Origin of the sequence: Bacteroides sp. MSB163, assembly GCF_036416795.1 — a bacterium.
Lineage (GTDB): Bacteria > Bacteroidota > Bacteroidia > Bacteroidales > Bacteroidaceae > Bacteroides > Bacteroides maternus.
The window spans coordinates 4,410,853-4,436,569 of record NZ_CP143867.1 but is presented as its reverse complement, the minus strand read 5'-3'; the positions used below and the strand labels follow the sequence as shown (position 1 = coordinate 4,436,569).

Annotated in this window: 25 protein-coding genes and 1 pseudogene; 18 read left to right on the top strand and 8 right to left on the bottom strand. The window is 42.3% G+C overall.

Going from position 1 to position 25,717, the window contains the following annotated elements; all coding sequences use genetic code 11:
• Positions 1–7: 7 nt before the first annotated feature.
• The 6 genes from VYM24_RS17040 to VYM24_RS17015 all read left to right on the top strand — a co-directional run bounded on the left by VYM24_RS17040 (position 8) and on the right by VYM24_RS17015 (position 5,675).
• Complete coding sequence (locus VYM24_RS17040) at positions 8–1,462, top strand: lipopolysaccharide biosynthesis protein (RefSeq protein ID WP_227071067.1); 1,455 nt, start codon at positions 8–10, stop codon at positions 1,460–1,462.
• Positions 1,459–2,403 (top strand): glycosyltransferase family 2 protein, encoded by a 945-nt coding sequence (locus VYM24_RS17035; protein WP_317206907.1) that lies wholly within the window; start codon positions 1,459–1,461, stop codon positions 2,401–2,403. The genes VYM24_RS17040 and VYM24_RS17035 overlap by 4 nt, the downstream gene beginning before the upstream one ends.
• Positions 2,404–2,425: 22 nt before the next feature.
• Positions 2,426–3,205: a class I SAM-dependent methyltransferase gene (locus tag VYM24_RS17030; RefSeq protein WP_330940466.1), complete on the top strand. Its 780-nt coding sequence runs from the start codon at positions 2,426–2,428 to the stop codon at positions 3,203–3,205.
• A gap of 2 nt (positions 3,206–3,207) precedes the next feature.
• Positions 3,208–4,080, top strand: a complete 873-nt coding sequence (locus tag VYM24_RS17025) for a glycosyltransferase family 2 protein (RefSeq protein WP_227071069.1) — start codon at positions 3,208–3,210, stop codon at positions 4,078–4,080.
• 172 nt (positions 4,081–4,252) lie between these two features.
• Positions 4,253–4,408 (top strand): hypothetical protein, encoded by a 156-nt coding sequence (locus VYM24_RS17020; RefSeq protein WP_227071070.1) that lies wholly within the window; start codon positions 4,253–4,255, stop codon positions 4,406–4,408.
• A 349-nt stretch (positions 4,409–4,757) separates the two neighbouring features.
• Positions 4,758–5,675 (top strand): DUF7833 domain-containing protein, encoded by a 918-nt coding sequence (locus VYM24_RS17015; RefSeq protein WP_330940465.1) that lies wholly within the window; start codon positions 4,758–4,760, stop codon positions 5,673–5,675.
• Between the two features lie 2 nt (positions 5,676–5,677).
• On the opposite strand, the gene VYM24_RS17010 is transcribed toward VYM24_RS17015, so the two are convergent.
• Entirely contained in the window at positions 5,678–5,866 is a 189-nt protein-coding gene (locus tag VYM24_RS17010) for a hypothetical protein (protein ID WP_330940464.1), read from the bottom strand.
• A 53-nt stretch (positions 5,867–5,919) separates the two neighbouring features.
• Here VYM24_RS17010 and VYM24_RS17005 point away from each other — a divergent pair, with 53 nt between their 5' ends.
• The 3 genes and pseudogenes from VYM24_RS17005 to VYM24_RS16995 form a co-directional block, all read left to right on the top strand.
• Complete coding sequence (locus VYM24_RS17005) at positions 5,920–7,734, top strand: DnaB-like helicase C-terminal domain-containing protein (protein WP_330942264.1); 1,815 nt, start codon at positions 5,920–5,922, stop codon at positions 7,732–7,734.
• A 62-nt stretch (positions 7,735–7,796) separates the two neighbouring features.
• The gene (locus VYM24_RS17000; RefSeq protein WP_227071072.1) at positions 7,797–8,042 is read left to right on the top strand and encodes a DUF4248 domain-containing protein; all 246 of its coding nucleotides are present in this window, start codon (positions 7,797–7,799) and stop codon (positions 8,040–8,042) included.
• A 146-nt stretch (positions 8,043–8,188) separates the two neighbouring features.
• A pseudogene (locus VYM24_RS16995) lies at positions 8,189–9,195 on the top strand (AAA family ATPase); the annotation flags it as partial.
• A 90-nt stretch (positions 9,196–9,285) separates the two neighbouring features.
• Here VYM24_RS16995 and VYM24_RS16990 read toward each other — a convergent pair.
• Positions 9,286–9,408: a hypothetical protein gene (locus tag VYM24_RS16990; RefSeq protein WP_330940463.1), complete on the bottom strand. Its 123-nt coding sequence runs from the start codon at positions 9,406–9,408 to the stop codon at positions 9,286–9,288.
• A gap of 23 nt (positions 9,409–9,431) precedes the next feature.
• Between VYM24_RS16990 and VYM24_RS16985 the strand changes: the two genes are divergently transcribed.
• Genes VYM24_RS16985 through VYM24_RS16975 form a run of 3 tightly spaced genes read left to right on the top strand, consistent with a single transcriptional unit; the run spans position 9,432 to position 10,521 of the window.
• Complete coding sequence (locus VYM24_RS16985; protein WP_227071073.1) at positions 9,432–9,944, top strand: HU family DNA-binding protein; 513 nt, start codon at positions 9,432–9,434, stop codon at positions 9,942–9,944.
• Between the two features lie 41 nt (positions 9,945–9,985).
• Complete coding sequence (locus VYM24_RS16980; RefSeq protein ID WP_149934701.1) at positions 9,986–10,081, top strand: smalltalk protein; 96 nt, start codon at positions 9,986–9,988, stop codon at positions 10,079–10,081.
• Entirely contained in the window at positions 10,078–10,521 is a 444-nt protein-coding gene (locus VYM24_RS16975) for an N-acetylmuramoyl-L-alanine amidase (RefSeq protein WP_227071074.1), read from the top strand. Before VYM24_RS16980 ends, VYM24_RS16975 begins: the two co-directional genes overlap by 4 nt.
• Before the next feature lie 59 nt (positions 10,522–10,580).
• Here VYM24_RS16975 and VYM24_RS16970 read toward each other — a convergent pair whose 3' ends face one another.
• The 6 genes from VYM24_RS16970 to VYM24_RS16945 all read right to left on the bottom strand — a co-directional run bounded on the left by VYM24_RS16970 (position 10,581) and on the right by VYM24_RS16945 (position 18,632).
• Positions 10,581–11,624 carry a glycosyltransferase family 2 protein gene (locus tag VYM24_RS16970; RefSeq protein WP_330940462.1) on the bottom strand — a complete coding sequence of 348 codons (1,044 nt, stop codon included), beginning with the start codon at positions 11,622–11,624 and terminating at the stop codon, positions 10,581–10,583.
• A gap of 51 nt (positions 11,625–11,675) precedes the next feature.
• Positions 11,676–12,845 carry a glycosyltransferase family 2 protein gene (locus VYM24_RS16965; RefSeq protein ID WP_330940461.1) on the bottom strand — a complete coding sequence of 390 codons (1,170 nt, stop codon included), beginning with the start codon at positions 12,843–12,845 and terminating at the stop codon, positions 11,676–11,678.
• A gap of 11 nt (positions 12,846–12,856) precedes the next feature.
• Positions 12,857–14,941, bottom strand: coding sequence for an LruC domain-containing protein (locus VYM24_RS16960; RefSeq protein WP_330940460.1), 2,085 nt, complete (start codon positions 14,939–14,941; stop codon positions 12,857–12,859).
• A gap of 503 nt (positions 14,942–15,444) precedes the next feature.
• On the bottom strand, positions 15,445–16,551 hold the full coding sequence (locus VYM24_RS16955) for a cytochrome-c peroxidase (protein ID WP_287644705.1): 1,107 nt from the start codon (positions 16,549–16,551) through the stop codon (positions 15,445–15,447).
• 160 nt (positions 16,552–16,711) lie between these two features.
• Positions 16,712–17,380 (bottom strand): bifunctional 4-hydroxy-2-oxoglutarate aldolase/2-dehydro-3-deoxy-phosphogluconate aldolase, encoded by a 669-nt coding sequence (locus VYM24_RS16950; protein ID WP_007213439.1) that lies wholly within the window; start codon positions 17,378–17,380, stop codon positions 16,712–16,714.
• A 226-nt stretch (positions 17,381–17,606) separates the two neighbouring features.
• Positions 17,607–18,632 carry a sugar kinase gene (locus VYM24_RS16945; protein ID WP_022210192.1) on the bottom strand — a complete coding sequence of 342 codons (1,026 nt, stop codon included), beginning with the start codon at positions 18,630–18,632 and terminating at the stop codon, positions 17,607–17,609.
• Between the two features lie 287 nt (positions 18,633–18,919).
• Between VYM24_RS16945 and VYM24_RS16940 the strand changes: the two genes are divergently transcribed.
• The 6 genes from VYM24_RS16940 (at position 18,920) to VYM24_RS16915 (ending at position 25,487) form a co-directional block, all read left to right on the top strand.
• The gene (locus tag VYM24_RS16940; RefSeq protein ID WP_007218685.1) at positions 18,920–19,978 is read left to right on the top strand and encodes a LacI family DNA-binding transcriptional regulator; all 1,059 of its coding nucleotides are present in this window, start codon (positions 18,920–18,922) and stop codon (positions 19,976–19,978) included.
• A gap of 10 nt (positions 19,979–19,988) precedes the next feature.
• Positions 19,989–21,479, top strand: coding sequence for a UxaA family hydrolase (locus VYM24_RS16935; protein ID WP_227071079.1), 1,491 nt, complete (start codon positions 19,989–19,991; stop codon positions 21,477–21,479).
• Positions 21,480–21,743: 264 nt separating this feature from the next.
• Positions 21,744–23,051, top strand: a complete 1,308-nt coding sequence (locus tag VYM24_RS16930) for a Na+/H+ antiporter NhaC family protein (protein ID WP_330940459.1) — start codon at positions 21,744–21,746, stop codon at positions 23,049–23,051.
• A gap of 229 nt (positions 23,052–23,280) precedes the next feature.
• Positions 23,281–23,526 carry an RNA recognition motif domain-containing protein gene (locus VYM24_RS16925; protein ID WP_007213447.1) on the top strand — a complete coding sequence of 82 codons (246 nt, stop codon included), beginning with the start codon at positions 23,281–23,283 and terminating at the stop codon, positions 23,524–23,526.
• Between the two features lie 187 nt (positions 23,527–23,713).
• Positions 23,714–24,268, top strand: a complete 555-nt coding sequence (locus tag VYM24_RS16920; RefSeq protein ID WP_007213448.1) for a 30S ribosomal protein S16 — start codon at positions 23,714–23,716, stop codon at positions 24,266–24,268.
• Positions 24,269–24,392: 124 nt separating this feature from the next.
• Positions 24,393–25,487: a TlpA disulfide reductase family protein gene (locus VYM24_RS16915; protein WP_007218693.1), complete on the top strand. Its 1,095-nt coding sequence runs from the start codon at positions 24,393–24,395 to the stop codon at positions 25,485–25,487.
• Positions 25,488–25,717 lie beyond the last annotated feature (230 nt).

Genomic DNA, 25,717 nt, shown 5'->3' with positions numbered 1-25,717 from the left:
ACACTAAATGGTAAGTATTAAACAGCAAATGCTTTCTGGCGTCTTTTACACCGCGGTCGCCAAATATTCAAGTATCATTATTTCCTTGATAGTGATGGCTGTTTTAGCCCGTTTATTACATCCAGATGACTTCGGCGTCATAGCAGTGGCAACGGTTATCATTAATTTTTTCAACATTTTTACCAATATAGGTTTCTCCTCTGCCATTATACAAAATAAAGAACTTACTTCTAGAGACATAAATAATATCTACATGTTTACTATTTGGCTAGGAATTCTTTTAAGCATATTATTCTTTCTATCTGCATGGAGTATTGCCTCTTACTATAATGACGAGCGGCTCATCTCTATATGCCAATTGCTATCAATCAGCCTATTCTTTTCTGCTATTGCCATTGTTCCGAATACATTATTTTATAAAAACAAAAAGTTTAAGTTTATAGCTTATCGAACTTTCCTCATACAACTCATTATTGGTATATTCTCTATTATTGCTGCTTTATCAGGAGTTGGCTTATACACATTAATTATACAACCAATTCTATCCAGTATTCTTATATTCTGTGTTTCACTAAAAAAATATCCCCAAAAAATACAATGGGTCATAGGTATAAAAAGTGTAAAAAAAATATGGAATTATTCTATATATCAGTTTTTATTCAATGTAGTCAATTATTTCACCCGCAATCTAGACAAGCTTCTCATCGGTAAATATATGGGGATGAACCCGTTAGGTTATTATGAAAAATCTTACCGATTAATGATGTTACCTTTACAAAACATAACATATGTCATTACTCCTGTTATGCACCCTATCCTTAGTGATTATCAAAATGACATGAAAAAACTTGCCTATTCCCACGAACGTATTACACGTTTATTAGCATTCATTGGATTTCCACTCAGCTTAGCACTTTTTTTCTGTTCAGAGGAACTGGTACTATGTATTTTTGGAAATCAATGGCTCCCTTCCATTCCTGTTTTCAAAATTCTATCACTTACAGTCGGTATTCAATTAGTATTATCTTCTTCAGGCCCATTCTACCAAGCAGGTAATGATACTCGGGGATTATTAATATGCGGTATATTTTCTGCAATGGTGAGTGTTTGTGCTATTTTAATTGGTATATTTTACTTTGATTCATTAGAAGCTACCGCTTGGTGCATATTGATTGCTTTCTGTCTGAATTTCATACAATGCTATTGGCAATTGTACCATTTCATGTTCCGTCGAAACCTAAGTTTCTTCTATCACCAACTAATCTCTCCCATCACTTTAAGTTTCATTATTGGTTGTATATTATACTTCACCTCATTATTGATAGGAGAATGTAATCTTATTATGTCATTATCCTTAAAATCTATTTTATCTTTATTGATATGGGGAATATATATACAATTTACTCAAGAATATGACATTGCTTCTAAGATCAAAAACATTTTATTAAAATCCAATAAATGATGAACCTAAATATACTACAATCTATGCCGAGCCCCAAAGTTTCAGTCATTATCCCTATATATAATACTGCTAATTATTTACGTGAAGCATTAGACAGTATTTGCAATCAAAAACTAATCGAATTAGAAATCATTCTTATCAATGATGGTTCTACTGATGACAGTCAAGAAATTATTGAAGAATACACTGCACGAGATACTAGGATACAATATCATATACAACCGAACCAAGGACAAGGTGTAGCACGTAATCATGGCATGCAATATGCTACCGGACAATACATTTATTTTATGGATAGTGACGATATATTAGATACAACAGCTCTACAAGAATGCTTCAATATATGTGAGTCAAACAATTTAGATTTTGCTTTTTTTGATGCAGATGTTATTACAGAGACTAAGACACAACATATACCTGAATACAGTAGAGTGAAGAAGCTAAATAGCAAAATTTGGAATGGAATTGATTTACTAACTTACGAATTGGAACAACATATATTTCGTATTTCTGTATGCTTATGCTTTGTAAGAAAATCTTTTTTAGAAAAGTTTTTCCAAGGATTCCCACCTGGAGTTATTCATGAAGACCATATTTTTGCCATGCAAATTCATTTAAATGCTCAGAGAGTATTTTATATACCTAAGCCATTTTTTAAACGCAGAGTACGTCCTAATTCTACAATGACGAATCGTTTCAATATGCGAAACATAGAAGGTTATACTACGGTTTGTAATATAGTATCCAATATGACTCTACAGGATCCAAAATGGGACTCAATCATAAAAGTGTATTTAAAACAAACTCTCAATGCTGTCATATGGGCAGGGCACGAAATGACGTTTTTAGAAAAAATAGAAGCTGCCTGTCGCTTCCGTAGATTAAAATTATCTAAATACATCACGTTCAGAAATTGGATAGTATTTTGGATAAAAAAATAAATATTAAACATTAAACAAAAAAATGAGAAAACGTATACCTCATACAAGGTATGATTTAAAAATTCGCAAAAGTGATAAAGTTGTCGAAATTGGTTCAGGTCATAATCCATCTCACCGTGCTAATGTCATTGTTGAAAAGTTTATCAATGACAATTACCATCGAAGTGGCGATATTAAGATATATCCGCACCAAGTCTTTGTCAATGCAGATGGAGAGCATCTTCCTTTTAAAGACAAAGAATTTGACTATATCATTTGTAACCAGGTTCTTGAGCATGCGGAAGATCCAGTACAGTTTATAAAAGAGCATTGCCGTGTTGCTAAACGCGGATATATAGAAACTCCAAGTTTATTAGGAGAATTTCTTTTTCCAAAAAAATCGCATAAATGGGCGATATTGTCAATAGATGGAAAGCTAATACTCTTTGAGAAATCTCAAATGCCCCACTATATGCATGATTACGGAATGTTGTTTCTCAACTATCTTCCATATCAATCTTTAACCTATAAAATTCTTCAACTATCTGAGCCGCAATTAGCAGTCAATCGCTACGAATGGGAAGACGATATTGATTTCATTGTCAATCCAACAGACGAATACTATCGTTCTTTTTTCATCCAACCATGGACCAAGGAAATGGTAGAGAAGATTTTTCCACGTAGCAATACTTTGAAAGAGTTTAGGAAATTAATGAAAGGAATATGGTATCTCATTAAATATGAAATGCGTAAATTAGCACCTCGCAAAAAGTTGCTCACATTGGAAGAATATAGGCAATTAAAGAAAATTGAAAATTTATAACTATGGTCTCCATCATCACCGTTAACTACAACGGCCTTACCGACACTTGCGAAATGATCGCCTCATTTCGTAAATACGAAACATATCCCTATGAAATAATTGTAGTGGACAACGGCTCCCGTAATCCCGAAGCTGACGAAATCAAAACGCACCACCCCGAAGTAAAAGTCGTGCAAAACACCAACACCGGATTTGCCGGAGGCAACAATACAGGATTAAAAGTTGCCGAAGGCAGCTACCTGTTTTTCCTCAACAACGACACAATAATTAAAGGCCCGATACTGGAAACTCTCATCCACCGCTTGGAAGCAGCTCCGGAAAACGGCGGCGTCTCCCCTATGCTGAAATACAGCTATGCGCCCGACACATTACAATATGCTGGTTTCACTCCATTCTCACACATCACGCTACGGAATTCCGCCATAGGCTTCAATGAAAAAGAACAACCTTGCTATCAGACAGCACGCGAAACCGCCTCCCTACATGGTGCCGCCATGATGATACGCCGCGATGTTCTGCAACGAGTAGGTCCAATGACGGAAATTTATTTTCTGTTCTACGAAGAATTTGACTGGTCAGCGCAACTGCACCGGGCCGGATACAAATTATGGTACGAACCGAAGGCCGTAGTCTATCATAAAGAAAGCATGACTGCCAAGAAAGGAACTCCTTTAAGAGAATTCTATCTTTCACGCGCCCGCATCCTGTACGCCCGACGAAATATAACGGGAAGTGAAAAGATCCTGTCCTGCCTATACATTGCTTTTATCGCCGCACCTAAAAAAGCGGTGATCTATCTGCTACACGGAAAATTTCAGCTGGCAGCGGCCGTTATTCGTGGAACTTTTTACGGACTTATTTCATCAAAACAATAAACACCAATTATATCCCAAAAATTACCAAACTTTACTTCCTTGTATTTTTACCTTTGCCTCCATTTAATCCATTTATTTCAAATTATGAAAAAAATTATCTAATTCATTTAATTTGTCCATCACCAACAAAAATGGTGTAGAGATTTTCAGTGTCCAAACCGAGACCGAACACATGAAACTGGAATTTATCGTATTGGAACTTTTTGCCCGAGGCATAGAGAAGTTACTGGAAGACAAAGGCAACATCAGTACGCGCATGGAGCGAATGTTAGGAACTCTTCGCGATGTCACCCGCCGTTTCAGGCACACCCCAGACAAAAAAGGCTAATAAGACTGACTGACAGATGTTTGTGTATAATAATCGCAATGCGCATTTCAGCGCAAGAGCCCCACCAAACGTTAAGGAATAATAAATCATCTCTTTTTTCAAGATGTGCGGTCTTGCCCTACCAAACCGCTTTCACGATTATTCTGACAACGGGACAAACGGGCAAGACCGCACATTCCAGCCGTATTATCAATGATTATCTTTGCTGTCGCTAAGAGAAAAACGCTACGAAAAAACGCTGTCGCCACACTAAGCAACTCCGCTTTACGCAACCTTTTCCCACGAACAAATAAATTAATAACAAAACAAGCAAAAAATGAAAAGAAATTTCTATCTACAGCACCAGCTCATGGCCATGCACGACCCCCGAATGCAAAACCTGTTCGACAAGGAAGGCCCCAGAGGTATAGGAACCTACTGGATCATCATCGAAAAACTATCCTTACTGCCCGACGCCAAAGCGCAACTGAAATATCTGCGCTCTTCCACGAGCAAAAAGTTGTCGATTACCTACATAGAGAAAATCATCCGCAACTTCCAGCTTTTCGTACTCGAAGAAGATGGATCCTTCAGTCCCGAAGAACTGAATCCGGTGAAAAAGAAGGAGAAAAAAACGGCAAAAAGTGATAGAGCAAATGCCGTTGCTGATGCAAAAAATGACGAAAATCGGCAAAAAACCGCAGAGGAAAAAACGGAAAATTCGAACGAAAAACAAGCTAACGCGCTAAATACCAGCACCGATAAAGAAACAAGCCGTGAAGTGTTTAAAGAGAATATAAAAGATATAACAACATCAGCAATAAAAGAAAAAGAAACTGCTGCCGCTGATGATGTCAATTTCAATCCCATACGTCCCTGGCAGGAAGTAGTGGATGGACTGGCCGTGAGAACACCCTGGCTGGAAGCAGCCTGCATACACAGCGGCTACGGAGAGCTGCTGATGCGACACATCGAGACGGCCGTGGACTGCTTCAAGAAGCATATCGAAGTCTACGACAAATGGCACAACCTGCTGAGCGAAAGCGATGCACGCCGTTATTTCGTGAATTTCACAAATCCCGGACAGCACACTTCGCAAGCCCTGTACGCAACCCTCATGGCACTCGACGCCAAGCAACAGTCCGCCGCTCCACCCGACCCTTACCGCTACGAACAGCGCATCGACGGTCGACGCACCTACCTGGGTTGTCTCATCCCCGACAATGCCCCGCCCCGACCGGACAACACCGCTTTCTGGAATGAAACCACGAACTCATGGAGATCGTAAATTCACACCGGGCAAAGCAAATGCCACATCCGGGCAAGGCAAACGCCACACCTGAACAAGGCAAATGCCACACCTAAGCAAGGCAAATGCCGCACCTCACCCCCATCCAAGTGTGGCATTCGCCCCCACGAAATGTGGCATTCGAGACGCTGAAGTGTGGCATTTCCAAACGATTTTGCAAATGACTTCACAAATGAAGTCCGCTAACAATTTTCCAAAAATAAATTCAAACAATTCAACAAAAATGAGAAATTTCCATCAGCACGGCATCAACACCCATGGCCGCACCAGCGGAAAAGTCAAGACCATCTGCCCCCAGTGCAACGACACCCGCGGACACAAAGGCAACAAATCCCTCTCTATCGACCTGGACAAGGGCGTGTGCTACTGCCACCACTGCGGCTACAAGCTCTACGTACCCGACGATGCCGAAGAACGGGAACGCCAGCTGCGAAAAGAGAATTACAATCGTGCCCGCAAGCTCCCCTCCCACTTCCGCCGCCCCGTCTTCGACCCCAAGCGCACGACCCTCAGCGAGAAGCTGGAACAATACTGGACGCAGGAACGCTGCCTGGCGCAACACCTGCTGGCCGACCTGCGCATCACCGAAGAACGGGTGAGGCTGCCCGAAAGCAACGAAGAGGAGAACTGCCTCTGCTTCAATTACTTTGAAGGCGGCACGCTCATCAACACCAAGTATCGCAGCGGCCGGAAGCACTTCATGATGGTGAAGGGCGCCGAGCTGATCCCCTACAACATCGACGCCATACTGGACACCCCGGAATGCATCGCCACCGAGGGCGAATTCGACGCCGCCGCCTTCATGACCGCCGGCCGGAAGGATGTCATCTCCGTGCCCGCCAGCGCACAAAGCAACCTCAACTGGATGGATCGCTTCGTAGAAAGCCACTTCGAACCCAAGAAGCTCATCTACATCGCCGTCGACGAGGACAGCTCCGGACGGTTGCTGAGCCAGGAACTGGTGCGGCGCCTCGGATCGGACCGTTGCCGCCTGGTGCACTTCGGTCCCGAATGTAAAGACGCCAACGAGCACCTGATAAAGTATGGCGCGGAAAGTCTGCTCATTACGCTGGAACAGGCTGAAGAAATCCCGCTGGAGGGCGTCTTTACCGCCGAAGACCGTCAGGAGCCTCTCCGCACGCTCTTCGAAAACGGGCTGCAACGGGGCGCTGAAACGGGCTGGGCCAATCTGGACGAAAACTGCACCTTTGAGACGGGGCGCCTCGCGGTGTGGACGGGACGCACCGGTGAGGGAAAATCGGAATTCATCGACGAACTCGTCCTGCGCCTCTGCCTGCGCCACGAATGGAAAATCGGCTTCTTCAGTCCCGAAAACATGCCGATGGAATACCATCTGGCCAAGCTCGCCGAAAAGCTGACCGGACATCCCTTCCGCCCCGGACCGGGCATGACGGAAGCCCTCTACAACCGGACGACGCGCTGGCTGACGGACAACGTGACGCACATCTTGCCGGACTCGGGAAGTTATACCGTGGACTGCATTCTTGAGAAGGCCCGCCAACTGGTGCGCCGCCGCGGAGTGCGCATCCTTGTCGTCGACCCGCTGAACCGCATCGACCAGCAGCTGGAACCGGGACAAACGGAACTGCAATACATCACCTCGCTGCTGAACAAGCTGAGCCGCTTCGCCCTGCAACACAAGTGCCTCGTTATCCTCGTGGCGCATCCGCGCAAGGTGAACCGCAACACCACCAACGGCGAACTACGGCGGGTGGAGATGAATGACATCAACGGTTCCGCCAACTTCGGCAATATGGCCGACTTCTGCTTTACCGTAGACCGGAATGACGCGAAAGAAATCGTCACCATCTACATCGACAAAGTGAGGTTTAAGCATCTGGGCAGCGCCAACACCTGCGCCAAGTTCGTCTACAACCGCATCAACGGGCGTTACTGGCCCTGCGAGGAGGATATCGTGCACCGTGCCGATGGTGACAAACCGGGACCGGTGAACACAGTGTTCGACAATGAAAATTGGTTGAAAAACATTACAGAAGAAAGTTGTCTATTTGATTAATATTCAGTATATTTGTAGAGATAATAGACTCACAAAAAAGAACAATTTATTCAAATTAAAGTATGATGAAAACTGATGATTCTATCTTAGAAGTCTGCTTCCTGATACGCAGCTACGGGAAAGGCGAACTGGCCATGTGCTACATTCACGGAGTGACCCAACAGGCAGCAGTCAACCGCTTCAACACCTGGATACGCAAAGCGCCCGGACTGGAACAACGCCTGCTGGAAATGGGAATGAGCCGCACGGGCAGGAACTACACTCCCGCCCAGGTGCAAACCATAGTCAATGTTTTCGGGGAGCCTTAGAAAAGGGACGAGGAACAAGGGGACGAGTTTGTTCCCTTGTTCGTATGCCGGAAGTAGAGCCGTGGGAAGTAGAGTATAATAATCACAAAGTTATTGCCGGTCAAAAGAAATTTCCCTAACTTTGCCACAAAACAAGGCTGAATCGTATGAAATACCCCATTCTGCATCTGGACCTGAACACGGGCAAATATGACGAAAAGCGCAGCCTTGACGATGTGCTGAACGACACCCTGCACTTTTAGGAGGATTTGTACGGAAGCTCGCCAAGCGAAGTAACCCCGGAGCTGCGCTTCAAGGGCATTATCAGACGTGCCGCCGAGAAGGCCGGACAGCGAGTGGTCATTCTTGTGGACGAATATGACAAACCCATGCTCCAGACACTCGGCAACAAGGAGTTACAGGATGAATACCGAAACACGCTCAAGGCACTCTATTCGGTGATGAAGACGCAGGACAGGTACATACGCTTCGGACTGCTGACAGGAGTGACTAAATTCGGGAAGGTAAGCGTGTTCAGCGACCTGAACAACCTTATCAACCTTTCTATGGACAGGCAGTTCCAAAGCATCTGCGGAATAACCGATGAAAGGACAATCCAATAGCGGTGATCTATCAAAGCGGGTATCTGACGATAAAAGGATATGACGAGGAATTTGACATCTATCGGCTGGGATTCCCCAACAAGGAAGTGGCAGAGGGGTTCATCAAGTATTTAGTGCCCTATTATATGCCGGTGAAGAGCGATGAATCGGTTTACTTCGTATCGAACTTCATCGCCGATGTACGCAAAGGCAACCCCGAACAATTCATGAAACGCCTCGCCACCATGTTTTCCGACACGGACTATAAGATTGTGGGCGACGCCGAACTCTACTTCCAGAACGCCTTCTTCATCGTAATGCGCATGTTGGGATTCTACACCAAAGTGGAACGCCCCACAAGCGAAAGCCGCATGAATATGGTGATAGAAACGAAAGACTACGTCTATATCGTGGAATTCAAGCTGGACGGAACACCTGAAGAGGCTCTGCGCCAGATAGAGGAAAAGGGATACGCCAAACCCTTCGCCATGGACAGCAGGAAGCTATACCGAATCGGGGTGAACTTCTCGCTGGAGAAAAGAAGCATTGACGGGTGGAAGATTGAGGAATAAAAACAAGCGGAGGAATCCCCCCCTCCGTACCTCGTTATTTTTCGGGGACTACACGAAACCTCACATAACCTCCGTTAACCTCATTTATCCTCACGGAACCTCACGAAACCTCACGGAACCTCTCGCCGCGTCATCCGCCTGCCGTATCTTTGTTTCACCGGAGCGGAAGAAGAAAGTATCTCCTACCCCCTCTCCGGAGATTTTATTATTCATTTAATTAAAAAAATTACAAAGTTATGTCAAAAGCTTTAGTAGTGCGCACACAACGCCACAAGAAAATCGGCGACGCGAAATCACCGATGGTTTACACTCTGAAACGCAAACCGAAAGACGCCAAGATCTTCGACCTTGAACGCATCGCCCAAGACATTGAAGCCTTGGGCGGAATGTCGGCCGAAGATGTGGTGCACGTCGGCAGAGCGATCGTCCGCCAAATGCGCCAGACGATGACCGACGGTAACAGTGTCCGTCTGGACGGTTTCGGGATTTTCCACACCACCTTTAAATGTCGTGCCACCGAAGTGGCAAAGGACTGTACGGTGAAGAATATCGAACGTGTCAATATCCGTTTCAAGGTAGCAAACACCTTGCGACTGGCAAACGACAGCATTGCCACCACCAAGGGAGGACCGAACAACATCGTCTTCGAACTGGTGACGGAAGACAGCAGTTCGTCCACCGGTGGCGGTTCCTCTTCCGGCGGCAACGGAGAAGGCGGCGGAGGTCTGGATGAGAATCCGCTGGGATAGTCACTGAACATTAATCATTAATCACTAATCTCTTAATCTTTATGAAAAAAACGACTTGGGACAAGATTTTGAAAGTAATCATCGCAGTGGCTTCGGCCGTAATCGGCGCTTTTAGCGCAAATGCGATGAACCTGTGAGAAGGATCAATTTAATTGTGATCCATTGCAGCGCCACGCGCGAGGACCGCCCCTTTACCGAACAGGACTTGGAAACCGCTCACCGCCTTCGCGGTTTTGATGGCATAGGCTATCATTTCTACGTTCGCCGTAACGGTGATATCAAGTCCACACGCTCGGTCGGGAGGGTCGGTGCCCACGCGCGTGGGCACAATGCAAATTCAATTGGAATTTGTTATGAGGGTGGACTGGATTGCCACGGGTTGGCGAAGGATACGCGGACGGAATGGCAGAAACATTCACTACGGGTACTGGTACGGGCTTTGAAGATGGACTATCCGGAAGCAAGGGTTGTGGGGCATCGGGATCTGAGTCCGGATATAAATGGAAATGGCGAGGTGGAGCCGATAGAGTGGACAAAAGAGTGTCCGTGCTTCAAGGTGAGGGAAGAGGGGTGGTGACACCTCTCTTTTCATTTTCAGCCTTAGTATATACTGACAAAAATAGAATTTTTCAACAGTTAAAAATGAATCCAGCGTCGTATCCTATTTTTCAAATTAGCCAAAACTGCTAAAGAAAGTAGATGATACTTTAACCATACAGGTAATCCCCAAAAAACATAGAGCATTAGATACTTAATAAACATTTTATTTATTGAGCACTTTTCCGGAAAAACAAATTTACGTCGCAATAGAGACATGGCAAACTCTCTCTTTATATTCTTAGCCAACTGTCTAGAAGATAGCACTCTATAAGCAAAATAAGTACCCATCCAAATAATATCAACTAATGCTCCTACGTAAAAAGATTTTGCTGCATACGAAGAAACAAGTTCAGCCTTCAACTTCTCGATCTCCACATACTGCCGAGCAGTACGTTCAGAATACCCTTCAGCAGCAATCAACCCTGTTATCGATGTTGGATTTATAGTATAATAAAGTGTACAAACAGATATCAGCTGACAAGAACGAGCATACATCATTACTTGATATGTAAACCAAGGATCTTCATTCAAATGATACGATATACATCGAATGTGATTTTGACGCAAAAAGTCCATCTTATATAATTTATTCCAAATAGCGACAAATATCTCCTTACCTTGCCCATAACGGTATTCTGCGACAGGATTTTCTCCACCCTCAATTATTATATCGGGGTATGAGCATCCTGGGGCTACTGTTCCAACCAAATCTCTTCGAAGAAAAGAGGCCGCTACAAAATCAACAGGATACTCCTGCATCTTATTGCAGAGTATTTCGATGCAATCAGTAGTAATTACGTCATCACAATCCATCGTAAATAAATAATCACCCGTTGCATTTTCGATAATTGCATTTCGAGCAGCACCTGTACCACGATTATACCTTTGATCAATAATCCGAACAGACTCAGCCCGTTCGTGTTCCGCAACAATCCGATGAACGATATCCATACTATCTCCCTTATCATCAATAAACAGATACTCAATATATGGATACGTTTGATTGAGTGCAGACAATAATGAACACTCTAATAAATTTCCTCCATTATAAATAGGAATTCCAATAGTTACCTTATGCATAGTATTTTAAATCTTACTCAATGTTATTCTTCATAAAGTAGAAAGATAAGATCATTCCACTCCATGCGTTGTATGAATGAACCTCTTATTAGCCTCCTTCAACCGAAACAAATTTAAAAACATCAATAGAAACGAATAGGGGATAAAACATACCGCCCTAACTAATCGCCATTTCCAAAAATGACGAGGAATAGCAACCACTAATGCCAATAACAACAATCCGAATATCACCCACCACTTACATGCTAACATCGGAAACCATATTGAAAAACACACAGAAAAAATAAAAGTAAAGCCTAACAATAAGACCCGTGAGAACGAAGCTTGCTGAAATAACTTATCACAAAAATCCCATTTCCGTTCACGGATAGCTGGAAGCAAATGATGAACAAACTCACCGAAGCTATAGTATTGCGCAGACAACCAACGTCTCCTCTGTTGATAGAAATTCTTAGTCTTCTGTATTTTCTCATCGAGCACATAAGTATCTGGCAAGTAATGAAAGAAAATACGATGATAAAGCAATTTCATTTCCAAAACTCTGTCGAAGCCTCCAACTGAAGTATTACTCATCATCGCTTTATAGAATAAAGAATACTCAAAAGCCATACCGGAACCTATCAGGGCTGCTGACATTCCTAAATTGACATGCCCCAGACGGAATATTGAATTATTTATTTCCTCACTAATGGCATCCAAATAAGCCATATCCGTATTCAAATTCTTTGCTACACGATGAGTCTGTACAACTTGCACTTTCGGATCTGCAAACGCATTATTTACCTCAGAAAGATACGAAGAGTTAATAATATTGTCTGCATCGATAATCAAAGCAACATCATATGAATTCTCCCCTAGATATTCAAGAGCAGTTTTCAGAGATTTCGTATTGGTACTTTTCTCAAAATCGACTTGAAGTAGTCTAATAGGTAATGTACGCAATTTCTCATTTGTCGAAGGTTGCATGTGATCCGAAATCACAACAATATCATATTTATCATTTGGATATTTTTGCGCCAGACAAGCCTGTACCGTATCCGTAATAACTGCATCTTCTCTATATGCCGCTATTAGTAAAGCAAACCGTTTATATTCCTTAACCGATACCGGTTTATCGGGTTTACGCTTAAGTGACGCCAAACTATAAATTAATAAATACAATACGTTTATAGCAAACAAAACGTATAAGATCCAATCGAGTATAAGCAGTACCTGTTCCAAAATTAGAGTTTTTAATATAATTTATCTTTATTTACACCGTTCATCACAGAGATGTCAAACCAATCATAATTTGTCTTATCCTGGGTCCACTTTTCATAATTCAGATAAACTTCCGTAATGTCTTCTCCTTCTGCCGGATAGCTCCATGAAGAAGTTGAAGAAATTCGAGGAATATCAAGTGCCCAAGGATAAGTATTATCCATACGGTAATATATGCCTTTCTTTATATCGGAACGGTCAACTCCCATACCTAACATAGAGAAATCCATCTTTGATGTAGGCTCATAATCTACCAGATGTATCTCATGACCACGTTTACCATTTATGAAAATAAAGGGATTGAACTTTACAAAATTCACCTCCGCATCAGTTAGGAAAGTGTTCAGAGTAATAGTAGCCTCCGTTGCAGGAATATTTTTATGGCTTTGAGATGGATAAGTATTTATTATTCCAGAACCACCAAACACATCATCTGTATTATTCCATATAATCAGAGTGGCATTACCATTCCCACTTTCTAACGTAGCTCCTATTACATTTCTAATCATTCCAGCTGCAAACGGTAATTCAATGCCAAAACCACTTTCCTTTGTACCACCACGTGCCAAAGGCTTCAGAGACAATTGTATTTCACTAATTCCCGAAGTACTTTTAACCCGTTTATAAGTGTAGTTCACAACCAAATCATTGAAATCATAGTCTCCTCTATAGGGCCACAAATCTTCGAAAGCTAAAGTTCCATGCTGCGAATCAAACGGAGATACAGGATCCACATCTATATCATGTTCTGGCGTGATTCCTTTCGGAGGATTTGATACAATTTTAAAAAGAACATCATTATAATCGCGATCATTGTTTATAGAAGCATCATCCCAATAACGGGCATCCATACCAACTACAAGACAATCATAATCAGGACAAGAACGAATAATTGCATTGGACTTATTGATACCCTTACCATTCAAACAAGGAGTGGAATAAAATAATTCATAATTTGGATAATGACTATTGGTTATTGATGCTGCTACAGGTTGTGCAAACCAATAGGAACCGGCATCATCAATAGCAGTACTCAATTTCTTGTATGCCGAACGGGCAAATACGAAACCAACATGGGTATCTTTTGGGAAAATCGTACTATATTCTCCTTTATCTTTATCCCAATATAGTAATTGTACTTTTATACCGGATGCACACTGGATCGAATTAACATTCGGGTAAATCATTGTCATACGCATACCCATAGCATTCGTGCTACCACCACTCATCTCTCCCTTATAAACATCAGCATTAGAAGTCAATTCCCCAGCCTCATAATTGTAGTAAAGCAATGAAGCACATCCATTTCCTACTCCAAAATCACCATCGCCAATATAAGTTACCCATATTTCAGCGCCATCATTGTTTGTAACAACTAAATCACTAGAAAGATTCAATAGTTCTTCACTCTGGAATGATTTTTCCGGATACCAGGAATTTACCAAATTAATAAAATTCGTAGAAATCTCCTCTTTCGTTACTAGAGGAGATTTACCAGGAATCAGAACTCCATTACTATCAGCATCATCCTTAGCAAATGGGGAGAATATGTTATAGCGGGTAGCGATACGGTTATGGACAATCTGAGACACATCAATAGCATGTACCGTTGAACGAGTGTCAGTAAACCCAGGAAATGCAACACCGTGGAAAGAAAGAGACATACTTTCCGACACATCCACCGTTTGCATCTGCCCATAACCAGCTGTTACAGGATAAACATATAATTTCTTCACATTTTCCGGTAAAGTAATCTTCACCTGCAAAAGACCTTGGTCATTAGTGTAACCAGTATAAGCAGGCTCTACATCGTGAGAGATACCTTCATCTGTGCGAGGATCCTCAAAATAAACATTAAAAAGCACACTCTTTCCAAAATTTCCTTCACCATTGAAAGCAGACAAGGATAGATTTTTAGAAGATTTTAATGTAAATGAGAAAGACAGATCAAGAGCAGGTTCGTCAGTGTTCTTGTTTGAATCGTACACATCATTATCCACGCAAGAAGTGACAGCCAAAGCAACCATCAACACCATTGGTAATAATGCTTTTTTCATAACTGTTATTTTTTATTGAATTACGCTACAAATATACAAAGAATGACTGGATTTATCATCTTTTTCAGAAAAGATAATGTCCCATTTTTCGTAATAGGACATAAAAAAACGAGCAAGCTCTCACGAACCTCTCGCCTCTGTGTAAGAAAAGCCTTAAGGCTTTTCTTTTAAACTGCATTATTGTTACCTAAAAATCAATCTTCTTTTTACCAAAAAAATTCTATTACCTATAAAACAAACATTTTTTTACCTTCTATACCTAATTACCTAATTTCTAAATCCAAATTTTAGCCTATGAAAAAAACTATTAACGAATCTTTTTACCTAACTAATTCCTTTATTGAAAACTACAAAACTAATTTATTTAAAAGTCAAAATCATGAGCAGTTTCTCAACTGCGATACAAAGATAAGAAGTTTTTTCGTGTGCGCAAACAGTAGCACTAAAAAATGTATGTTTTATAACATTATTTTAAACTTATCCGCCATTATTTACAGTAGAAACTACTTCTGGACGGATTTAAAATCATCTGTTAACGTTTTCATGAATGCAATAAGATCAGCTTCCTCTTTCGAGGTTAAACCAAGATTGCCTAACTCGTCACGATTGACCGTAGCCGGATACTCAGCCGGAGGAAACTCATCGCTTACATCACGTACATTATAAAAATGCACAATCTCTTCAAGAGTTTGAAAATAGCCATTATGTCCATAAGGAGCAGTCAAAGCAATGTTACGCAAAGTAGGTACGCGAAATTTACCGTTTTCTTCTTCCTTATTCACAATAGCACCTAATCCCAGATCTACACTATCCGAAGTCAAAAGAAAATAATCGGCAGGCACATGAAAATGAGGATTCCCAGGATTACGGGGAATACCAAGATTATCATAAGTATGATCTGTAAAAAGAACACGTCCCGCAAGTTCATCCTTATCTAAGATATGACATTCAGCACACATACCCTTATTTTCAAATAAATTCATTCCATGCAATTCTGTCTCAGTAAAAACTGCCTTACCCTGCATCCAGGCATCATATTTAGAAGAAAAGGAGTTTACTTCCTCAGACTGCTGATAAGCGGCAAGAGCATCTGTTATATGAGCATAAATTGAATCAATATCGGACGCTTCACCATAAATGTATATCAATTCAGGATAATAGGATGCATGACGGATTTTCTCAACAACAGAGTTCTTATTCGGATTTCCCATCTCCACAGGATTAAGAAAAGGCTCGCCTGCCTGATGTTGCAATGAAGGAGAGCGGCCATCCCAAAAGAGTCCGCCTACATAAGTTCCTTCTTTCGCATCATAATAAAGCGAGGGGACATACATAGAATAGCAAACAGTCATGGAATTCCGCTGAGAATAAAGTCCGCCTACAGCACCTTCAGAAACAACACGTGAATCACAATCGGCAAAACCTTTGATTGAAGTATGACAGGTAGCACATGATTGGCCTATGGGTTCAGAAAGTAACGTATCCTGAAAAATAAGCTTACCTAATGCTTCCTTTTTAGCATGTAACGAAAAGGTTGCGTCAGTACAAGATAATAATCCCCAAACAAGTTCAGCACAAATCAGAATCGAAAATTGTGTTTGTAGTTTCATAATATAGCATGTTCTTTTATGTCATTATCAACCAAACAAAAATAGTTTTTTTCAGGTAGCAAACAAATTATAAGATATAAAAAACAAACCACTGGAGTGGCACGATCTGCCAACTCCAATGGTTGTCCCCTTTAAACACCTTTAAACAAAATGAAATATCTTATTTTCTAGCTTCTGCGATATAAGCCAGAGCTTCTTTGCATTTTTCTGTTACATAAGTCCAGTCTTCCGCAGCAACTTTATCATTCGGGAAGAGTTTAGATCCCATACCCACACAGAATACACCGGCTTTGATCCAGGAAGTCAGGTTTTCCTGAGTAGGTTCTACCCCACCGGTCACCATCAGTTTAGACCACGGCATCGGAGCCAACAAGCCTTTTACCAGTTTCGCGCCGAGCACATCACCCGGGAAGATCTTGCAAAGATCGCATCCTGCCTCCTGTGCGAAGCCCACTTCTGAAACGCTTCCGCATCCTGGAGTATAAGCAACCAGGCGACGGTTACAAATCTTAGCGATTTCAGGGTTGAACAATGGGCCTACAACGAAGTTAGCACCCAATTGCAAGTAAAGGGCAGCCGTAGCTGGATCAACGATAGAACCTACGCCCATAGCCATCTCCGGGCACTCTTTCGCTGCAAATTTCACAACTTCTGCAAACACTTCGTGAGCAAAGTCACCACGGTTAGTAAATTCGAAGGCACGAACACCACCTTCATAACACGCTTTCACTACCTTTTTTGCAACTTCTGCATCTTTATGATAGAAGACGGGCACCATTCCGGTAGAACCGATCTTATTCAATACTGCTATTTTATCAAACTTAGCCATATTTTTATTTACTATTTAACAATTTACTATTTACAATTTAAATGTTTTGCTTTGTACTATTGAACTATTTATTCATCCTTGCCTTCATAGTGGTTATCGAACTAATTATTATCTACTAACTTAACTATTCGTACCGCAAACACCTTCAACCTGTTCCTCAATTCTTCCGTTGTCATCAGCAAGAGTATCAAATAGTAAATTGTAAATAGTCCAATAGTAAATAAATTTATCTCTGTACACGTCCACTCGCATCACCACCTGCCAATGCTTCAACTTCTTCTACCGATACCAGATTGAAGTCTCCATTGATAGTGTGCTTCAAGGCAGAAGCGGCTACGGCAAATTCGAGAGCTGCACCCTGGTTAGGCTTCGTCAGCAAACCGTGGATAATACCACCGGAGAAAGAGTCACCACCACCTACACGGTCAACGATCGGATTGATATCGTAACGTTTAGATTCGTAGAATTCTTCACCGTTATAAATCATTGCCTTCCAGCCATTATGACTTGCAGAGAATGATTCACGCAAAGTAGAAATAACATATTTGAATCCGAATTCTTTAGCCATTGCCTTGAAGATACCCTTGTAGCCTTCAGCATCAGTCTTTCCACCTTCTACATCAGCGTCGGGTTTGAAGCCCAGACAGAGCTCCGCATCTTCTTCGTTACCGATACAAACATCAACAAACTGCATCAACGGCTTCATGATGGATTGTGCTTTTTCTTTCGTCCAGAGTTTCTTACGGAAGTTGAGGTCAACCGATACCGTAACGCCATGGCGTTTTGCAGCTTCACAAGCCAATTTTGTCAGTTCGGCTGCCTTATCGGAGATAGCGGGAGTGATACCGGACCAGTGGAACCAATCGGCACCTTCCATGATTGCATCAAAATCGAAGTCAGCTGCATCTGCTTCAGCAATGGCAGAATGTGCACGGTCATAGATTACTTTGCTGGGACGCATAGAAGCACCTGTTTCAAGATAGTAGATACCTACACGGTCGCCACCACGGGCAATGAAATCTGTTTTTACACCATATTTGCGCAGTGCGTTCACAGCTGATTGACCGATTTCGTGTTTCGGCAATTTAGTCACAAAGTAAGCGTCATGTCCATAGTTGGCACAGCTGACAGCTACATTTGCTTCACCACCACCATATACTACGTCAAATGAATCAGACTGAACAAAACGGGTATTTCCCGGAGTGGACAATCTCAACATGATCTCGCCTAATGTAACGACTTTCTTTCCCATAATCTTATTATTTTTTTAATATGTGATTAATTTATAACTTTCAATTTGTCATTTTAAGGCTAAAAACCGCCTTAACCACTTGATACTATGGAGAGTAAACTAAAATAAGGTTCGTTCTTCATAGCCTTCGTGTGCGGGCACAAAGATACAACAATTTTCGTAATTACAAAAATTGTCATATATTTGTGTCGAAAATATTAAGATTATTATTGTGTGCGGACACAGAAGAGTTATAAGGATACAGTATTTTCAATCGTAAATCGTAAATTGCTAAATAGTAAATTGATATGGGGTCTGAAAGAATACGCATTAAAGATATCGCCAAAATGGCGGATGTATCAGTGGGAACAGTAGACCGGGTGATACACGGACGCAGCGGAGTATCGGAAGCCAGCCGGAAACGGGTGGAGGAAATTCTGAAACAGCTGGATTACCAACCCAATATGTACGCCAGCGCACTGGCATCGAACAAGAAATATGCATTCTCCTGTCTGCTGCCGCAACATGAGAAAGGCGAATATTGGACTGCCGTAGAAGCCGGTATCCAGGACGCACTGGTAGCGTATTCGGACTTCAATATCTCCGTGAACCTCTCCTATTACGATCCGTTCGACTATCATTCATTCGGAGATGTTGCCCGGAATATCCTGGAACAGGAACCGGACGGAATTATGTTCGCCCCCACCGTACCTCAATATACGAAACCGTTTACAGAGGAATTAAACAAACGTTCTATACCTTATATATATATAGACTCCAACCTGAAAGATCAGCCCGCCCTCTCCTTTTTCGGACAGAATTCGCACCAGAGTGGATACTTCGCCGCACGGATGATGATGTTGCTTGCAGGCGGGGAACGGGAAATTGTAATTTTCCGTAAAATAAACGAAGGTATTGTAGGTTCTAACCAGCAAGAGCGCCGGGAGATCGGATTTCGTGAATACATGCTGAAGCATCACCCCGATTGCCGTATCTGGGAACTGAACCTGCATGCCAAGCGAGACAGTGATGACGCACAGATGCTGAACGATTTTTTCAGAAAACATCCGAACGTAAAGAATGGTATCACTTTCAATTCGAAAGTTTACATTGTCGGAGAATATTTATTGAAGCAACAAAAAACAGACTTTAAACTGATGGGATATGACTTGCTGGAACGCAACGTGAAATGCCTGATGGAAGGCAGTGTATCCTTTCTCATCGCTCAACAGCCTGAATTACAGGGATTCGATGGCATCAAAGCATTGTGTGACTACCTGATCTTCAAAAAGGAAGTACCAAGAGAAAACTTTATGCCGATAGATTTGCTTACGAAGGAGAATATTGAATTTTATTCAAATAAATAATAAAGTAATTATGGAAACTAAGTACCTTAAAATCAACCCTGCAGATAATGTAGCTGTCGCTATCGTGACACTGCCGGCAGGAGAAAAGCTCACGGTGGACGGGACGGAAATCACTCTGAGTGAGGAAGTGCCCGCCGGACATAAATTTGCATTGAAAGACTTTGCAGAAGGCGAAAACGTCATTAAATATGGGTACCCTATCGGTCATGCACGCATAGCTAAGAAACAGGGGGATTGGATGAATGAGAATAATATTCAGACAAATTTGGCAGGATTGCTGGAGTATACATACAATCCGACAAGCGTTACGCTGGATATTCCACACAAGAACCTGACATTCAAAGGTTATCGCCGTAAAAGCGGTGAAGTGGGAATTCGCAACGAGGTGTGGATTATACCGACCGTAGGTTGCGTGAATGGTATCATCAACCAGCTGGCCGAAGGTCTGCGTCGGGAAACCGGCGGCAAAGGAGTGGATGCGATTATGGCATATCCGCACAACTATGGATGCTCGCAATTGGGAGACGACCACGAAAATACCAAGAAAATCCTGCGGGACATGGTATTGCACCCCAATGCAGGCGCAGTGCTGGTAGTGGGCTTAGGCTGTGAAAACAATCAGCCGGATGTGTTCCGTGAGTTCCTGGGAGAATATGACGAAGACCGTGTAAAATTCATGGTAACGCAGAAAGTAGGCGACGAGTACGAAGAAGGCATGAAACTGTTGCGGGAGCTGTATGAAAAAGCCAGCAAGGACGAACGTGTGGATGTACCCCTGAGTGAATTGCGAGTAGGCTTAAAGTGTGGCGGATCGGATGGTTTCTCCGGTATCACAGCCAATCCGCTGTTGGGTATGTTCTCCGATTTCCTGGTGGCACAAGGTGGTACGAGCGTATTGACGGAAGTTCCGGAAATGTTCGGTGCAGAGACCATATTGATGAACCGTTGCCGCAACAAGGAATTATTTGAAGAAACTGTGAAACTAATTAACGACTTCAAGGAATACTTCCTTTCACATGGCGAACCGGTTGGTGAAAATCCGTCTCCGGGAAACAAGGCGGGTGGTATCTCAACTTTGGAGGACAAAGCTTTAGGATGCACCCAGAAATGTGGCAAAAGCTACGTGGAAGGTGTGTTGCCGTATGGTGAACGTCTGAAAGTAAAAGGATTGAATTTGTTGTCAGCTCCGGGAAATGACCTGGTGGCAGCAACAGCACTGGCTTCCTGCGGTTGCCACATGGTATTGTTCACCACAGGACGTGGCACACCATTCGGAACGTATGTACCGACCATGAAGATTTCCACCAACTCCACACTGGCAAAGAACAAACCGGGATGGATTGATTTCAATGCAGGAGTTATCGTGGAAAACGAGCCGATGGAAAAGACTTGCGAACGGTTTATCGATTACATTATCCAGGTGGCAAGTGGTGAATTCGTGAACAACGAGAAGAAAGGTTACAAGGAAATCGCGATCTTCAAAACGGGAGTTACGCTATAACAATTGACAATTGACGATTGACAATTAAGAGATAGAGGGCGGGCAAAAACTATTTTGTTCCGCTCTTTGTTTTTTTATAATTTTGCAGCGGATGAATGTTTCACCACAGAGTGACACAGAGTCTCCCTGAGTTTAATCAATTTGAAACCCAAAGAATAGAACTCCGTGATACTCCGCGTTACTCTGTGGTGAAGAATTCATAACCCGACGGAAATCAATTCCTCTAACGGCCCGAATGCCTTACGTGTTACAATATATATTAAAATGACAAATACAGCGAATAAACGAAAAGGTGGATGGTGGGCACTGAGCCCGCTGGCGGTATTTTTATGCCTTTACCTGGTGACTTCATTGATTGTAAACGATTTCTATAAAGTACCTATTACGGTAGCATTCCTGTTGTCATCTTGCTATGCCATTGCACTGACGCGCGGATTGAGTCTGGAAAAGCGGGTGTATCAATTCTCGGTAGGAGCCAGCAACAAAAATATCATATTGATGATATGGATATTCATCCTTGCGGGAGCTTTTGCACAGAGCGCCAAACAGATGGGAGCAATCGACGCTACAGTAAACCTGACTCTGAGCATCCTGCCGGACAACCTATTACTGGCAGGAATTTTCATCGCCGCCTGTTTCATTTCACTTTCCATCGGCACCAGCGTAGGAACAATTGTAGCCCTGACGCCTGTAGCCATCGGACTGGCGGAAAAAACCGGTATTGATCTGCCATATATGGTTGCCATTGTAGTGGGCGGTTCATTCTTCGGAGATAATCTCTCATTTATTTCGGATACAACAATTGCATCCACCAAAACCCAGGATTGTGTGATGAGGGATAAGTTCCGGGTGAACTTTATGATTGTGGTTCCGGCAGCACTGGTCGTATTATGTATCTATATATTCCAAGGATTATCAATATCAGCCCCTGCACAGACGCAAGCGATTGAATGGATAAAAGTTATCCCCTACCTCATCGTATTGGGCACGGCAGTGGCTGGCGTAAATGTAATGCTGGTTTTGCTGCTGGGTATCCTCAGCACAGGCATCATAGGTATTGCTACAAGCGGAACAGACATAAGTACGACTTTCTTCGACTGGTTCGGCGCCATGGGAACAGGTATCACGGGAATGGGAGAACTTATCATCATCACTTTACTTGCGGGCGGCATGCTTGAGACCATTCGGTATAATGGAGGCATAGATTTCATAATCTCCCGCCTGACACGTCACGTAAAAGGCAAGCGAGGTGCAGAATTGAGTATCGCCGCACTCGTCAGCATTGCCAATCTATGCACCGCCAACAATACCATCGCCATCATTACCACCGGACCGATAGCCAAGGACATCGCCCAACGCTTTCATCTGGACCGCCGGAAGACAGCCAGTATCCTGGACACATTCTCCTGCCTGATACAAGGTATCATCCCTTACGGGGCACAATTATTGATTGCCGCCGGATTAGCGGGAATTTCTCCCATCAGTATTATCGGTAGCTTGTATTATCCGTTTACAATGGGAATATGTGCATTATTGGCAATATTGGTGAGATATCCACGGAAATATTCGTAAAAAATCTCCCATACTCAATAAAAAATGAAAATATCGAAAAAAAATATGGCAAAAGATGATGCATTATTGAAATAGAATGCGTTACTTTGTACCCGAACAATAAGAAAGTTTATTCGATTTGATTATTTCACGTATGTATTTCCTCTGCATTGAGTATTTCCATCTCTGACCTAACAACTTCCAAAAACTTTGTTTATTGAATTATTAATTTATTATTTTATTTAGATTTATGAATTTGTATGTAGGTAACCTTAATTACAAGGTTAGAGAATCAGATTTGAGAGAAGTTATGGAAGAGTACGGAACAGTAGACTCAGTAAGAATCATCACTGACCGTGAAACAAGAAGATCTAAAGGATTCGCATTCATCGAAATGCCGGATTCTGCAGAAGCATCTAACGCTATCAATGCATTGAACGGTGCTGAATACGGAGGCCGTCCGATGGTAGTTAAAGAAGCATTACCGAAGAATTAATCATTCTCAGATAATACGTTATTAAAAAGAAGGATGGATTTCTAATGAAGTTCATCCTTTTTTTATGGTTGATTTACTGAAAATAACGAGCGAACTCTTTGTCAATCAAAATAAAAGCCCTACCTTTGCAGCCGCTATTACGAGATAGTAGCATAATTCAAATCATTTATTTAAAACATTATTTAAAATGGCAACAAAAATCAGATTGCAAAGACATGGACGTAAGAGCTACGCTTTCTACTCTATCGTTATTGCAGATGTAAGAGCACCACGTGATGGTAAATTTATTGAGAAGATTGGTACGTACAATCCGAACACCAATCCTGCCACAGTAGATTTGAAGTTCGACCGCGCACTTGACTGGGTTATGAAAGGTGCACAACCGACTGACACTGTTCGTAACATCTTGTCACGCGAAGGCGTTTACATGAAAAAACACCTTTTGGGTGGTGTAACCAAAGGCGCATTTGGCGAAGCAGAAGCTGAAGCTAAATTTGAAGCTTGGAAGAACAACAAACAAAGTGGTTTGGCTGCTCTGAAAGCTAAAGACGAAGAAGCTAAGAAAGCTGAAGCAAAAGCACGTCTGGAAGCTGAGAAGAAAGTGAACGCTGAAAAAGCTAAAGCATTGGCTGAAAAGAAAGCTGCTGAAGAAGCAGAAAAAGCCGCTGCCGAAGCTCCTGCTGAAGAAGCAACAGAGGCTCCTGCCGAAGAAGCTCCTGCAGCTGAAGCTGCTGCTGAATAATAGTAAGCACAGCACGATTACAAAAAATGGGATTAAAACTATAAAATCCTCTCCGGTTATGCCGGAGGGGATTTTTTATTGACTATCTTTGTAGCCACATATTTTTACTTAATAATAAAAAGCAATGAAAAAATTTATCTATCTGCTCGCTGTGGCTGCCATCGTTGCCGCCTGTAGCGGAAACAAAGGTTACGTGGTAACCGGAACCGTAGAGGGTGGAGCTGACGGCGACACCGTATTTTTGCAAAAAGTAGACGGAAGAAATCTTGTAAAAGTTGACTCCGCAGTTATCACAAAAGGCACATTCACCTTCAAAGGTGTACAAGATACTGCCGTAAACCGTTACGTGACTTACAGACCGGCAGGAAAAGAAGGCATATTAATGGACTTTTTCCTTGAAAACGGTAACATCAACATCAACCTGACGCGTGATAATGACTCCGCTACCGGTACGCCAAGCAATGATGCTTACCAGGAAATCAGAGCTCAGCTGAATGATTTGAACAAGCAAATGATGACTATATACGAGTCCATGTCAGATACTACACTGACTGACGAACAGCGTGAAGCCAAAATGAAGGAAATGAACGATCTGCAAGAAAAGTCAATGGAAATCACCAAGGCAGGTATCGCTAAGAATATTACAAACCTCGTAGGCGTTCATTTGCTGAAGAATAACTACTACTATCTTGAAGTAGACGAATTGGATCCGCTGATGCCGCAAATCCCGGCTGAATTTGCGAATGATGAAGTAATCATCAAAATCAAAGGAAACGTAGAAAAGATGAAAGCAACTGCCGTAGGCCAGAAGTTCACAGATTTCGAAATGGAAACTCCTGACGGAAAACCCGTGAAACTGTCTGACTATGTAGGTAAAGGTAAAGTGGTACTCATCGACTTCTGGGCAAGCTGGTGTGGTCCTTGTCGCCGTGAAATGCCAAACTTGGTAGAAGCTTACGCTCAATACAAGAACAAAGGTTTTGAAATCGTAGGCGTATCTTTGGATCAAAGTGGCGAAGCATGGAAAGACGCTATTCAGAAACTGAACATCACTTGGCCGCAAATGTCTGACCTGAAATACTGGAACAGCGAAGGTGCTCAATTGTATGCAGTAAGCAGTATTCCTCATACTGTATTGATCGACGGTGAAGGAACCATCATCGCACGCGGATTGCACGGTGAAGAATTGCAGAAAAAGTTGGCTGAAGTATTGAAATAATCTTTGTCCGGAAAAGAATAATCACAGTCAAGGAATTATTCTTATAGTATAAGTTCCCTTGTTACAAATACATGTAGCAAGGGAGCTTTTTTGTATCTACCTACTACACAGAGTTTTCCATTTTGAACAACTTTTAAAAACCGACTAATACAAAAAGTTATCCACTTTACACTTATACACAACTAGAAACCAATTGATTAACATATTTTAGACCGACAAAAGTTTCCCAA

Excerpts from the sequence above, each read along its gene's own strand:
- VYM24_RS17040 (WP_227071067.1), top strand. The coding sequence starts at position 8 with ATGGTAAGTATTAAACAGCAAATGCTTTCTGGCGTCTTTTACACCGCG.
- VYM24_RS17035 (WP_317206907.1), top strand. The coding sequence starts at position 1,459 with ATGATGAACCTAAATATACTACAATCTATGCCGAGCCCCAAAGTTTCA.
- VYM24_RS17030 (WP_330940466.1), top strand. The coding sequence starts at position 2,426 with ATGAGAAAACGTATACCTCATACAAGGTATGATTTAAAAATTCGCAAA.
- VYM24_RS17025 (WP_227071069.1), top strand. The coding sequence starts at position 3,208 with ATGGTCTCCATCATCACCGTTAACTACAACGGCCTTACCGACACTTGC.
- VYM24_RS17020 (WP_227071070.1), top strand. The coding sequence starts at position 4,253 with ATGAAACTGGAATTTATCGTATTGGAACTTTTTGCCCGAGGCATAGAG.
- VYM24_RS17015 (WP_330940465.1), top strand. The coding sequence starts at position 4,758 with ATGGCCATGCACGACCCCCGAATGCAAAACCTGTTCGACAAGGAAGGC.
- VYM24_RS17005 (WP_330942264.1), top strand. The coding sequence starts at position 5,920 with ATGAGAAATTTCCATCAGCACGGCATCAACACCCATGGCCGCACCAGC.
- VYM24_RS17000 (WP_227071072.1), top strand. The coding sequence starts at position 7,797 with ATGATGAAAACTGATGATTCTATCTTAGAAGTCTGCTTCCTGATACGC.
- VYM24_RS16990 (WP_330940463.1), bottom strand. The coding sequence starts at position 9,408 with ATGAATAATAAAATCTCCGGAGAGGGGGTAGGAGATACTTTCTTCTTC.
- VYM24_RS16985 (WP_227071073.1), top strand. The coding sequence starts at position 9,432 with ATGTCAAAAGCTTTAGTAGTGCGCACACAACGCCACAAGAAAATCGGC.
- VYM24_RS16980 (WP_149934701.1), top strand. The coding sequence starts at position 9,986 with ATGAAAAAAACGACTTGGGACAAGATTTTGAAAGTAATCATCGCAGTG.
- VYM24_RS16970 (WP_330940462.1), bottom strand. The coding sequence starts at position 11,624 with ATGCATAAGGTAACTATTGGAATTCCTATTTATAATGGAGGAAATTTA.
- VYM24_RS16960 (WP_330940460.1), bottom strand. The coding sequence starts at position 14,941 with ATGAAAAAAGCATTATTACCAATGGTGTTGATGGTTGCTTTGGCTGTC.
- VYM24_RS16955 (WP_287644705.1), bottom strand. The coding sequence starts at position 16,551 with ATGAAACTACAAACACAATTTTCGATTCTGATTTGTGCTGAACTTGTT.
- VYM24_RS16950 (WP_007213439.1), bottom strand. The coding sequence starts at position 17,380 with ATGGCTAAGTTTGATAAAATAGCAGTATTGAATAAGATCGGTTCTACC.
- VYM24_RS16945 (WP_022210192.1), bottom strand. The coding sequence starts at position 18,632 with ATGGGAAAGAAAGTCGTTACATTAGGCGAGATCATGTTGAGATTGTCC.
- VYM24_RS16940 (WP_007218685.1), top strand. The coding sequence starts at position 18,920 with ATGGGGTCTGAAAGAATACGCATTAAAGATATCGCCAAAATGGCGGAT.
- VYM24_RS16935 (WP_227071079.1), top strand. The coding sequence starts at position 19,989 with ATGGAAACTAAGTACCTTAAAATCAACCCTGCAGATAATGTAGCTGTC.
- VYM24_RS16930 (WP_330940459.1), top strand. The coding sequence starts at position 21,744 with ATGACAAATACAGCGAATAAACGAAAAGGTGGATGGTGGGCACTGAGC.
- VYM24_RS16925 (WP_007213447.1), top strand. The coding sequence starts at position 23,281 with ATGAATTTGTATGTAGGTAACCTTAATTACAAGGTTAGAGAATCAGAT.
- VYM24_RS16920 (WP_007213448.1), top strand. The coding sequence starts at position 23,714 with ATGGCAACAAAAATCAGATTGCAAAGACATGGACGTAAGAGCTACGCT.
- VYM24_RS16915 (WP_007218693.1), top strand. The coding sequence starts at position 24,393 with ATGAAAAAATTTATCTATCTGCTCGCTGTGGCTGCCATCGTTGCCGCC.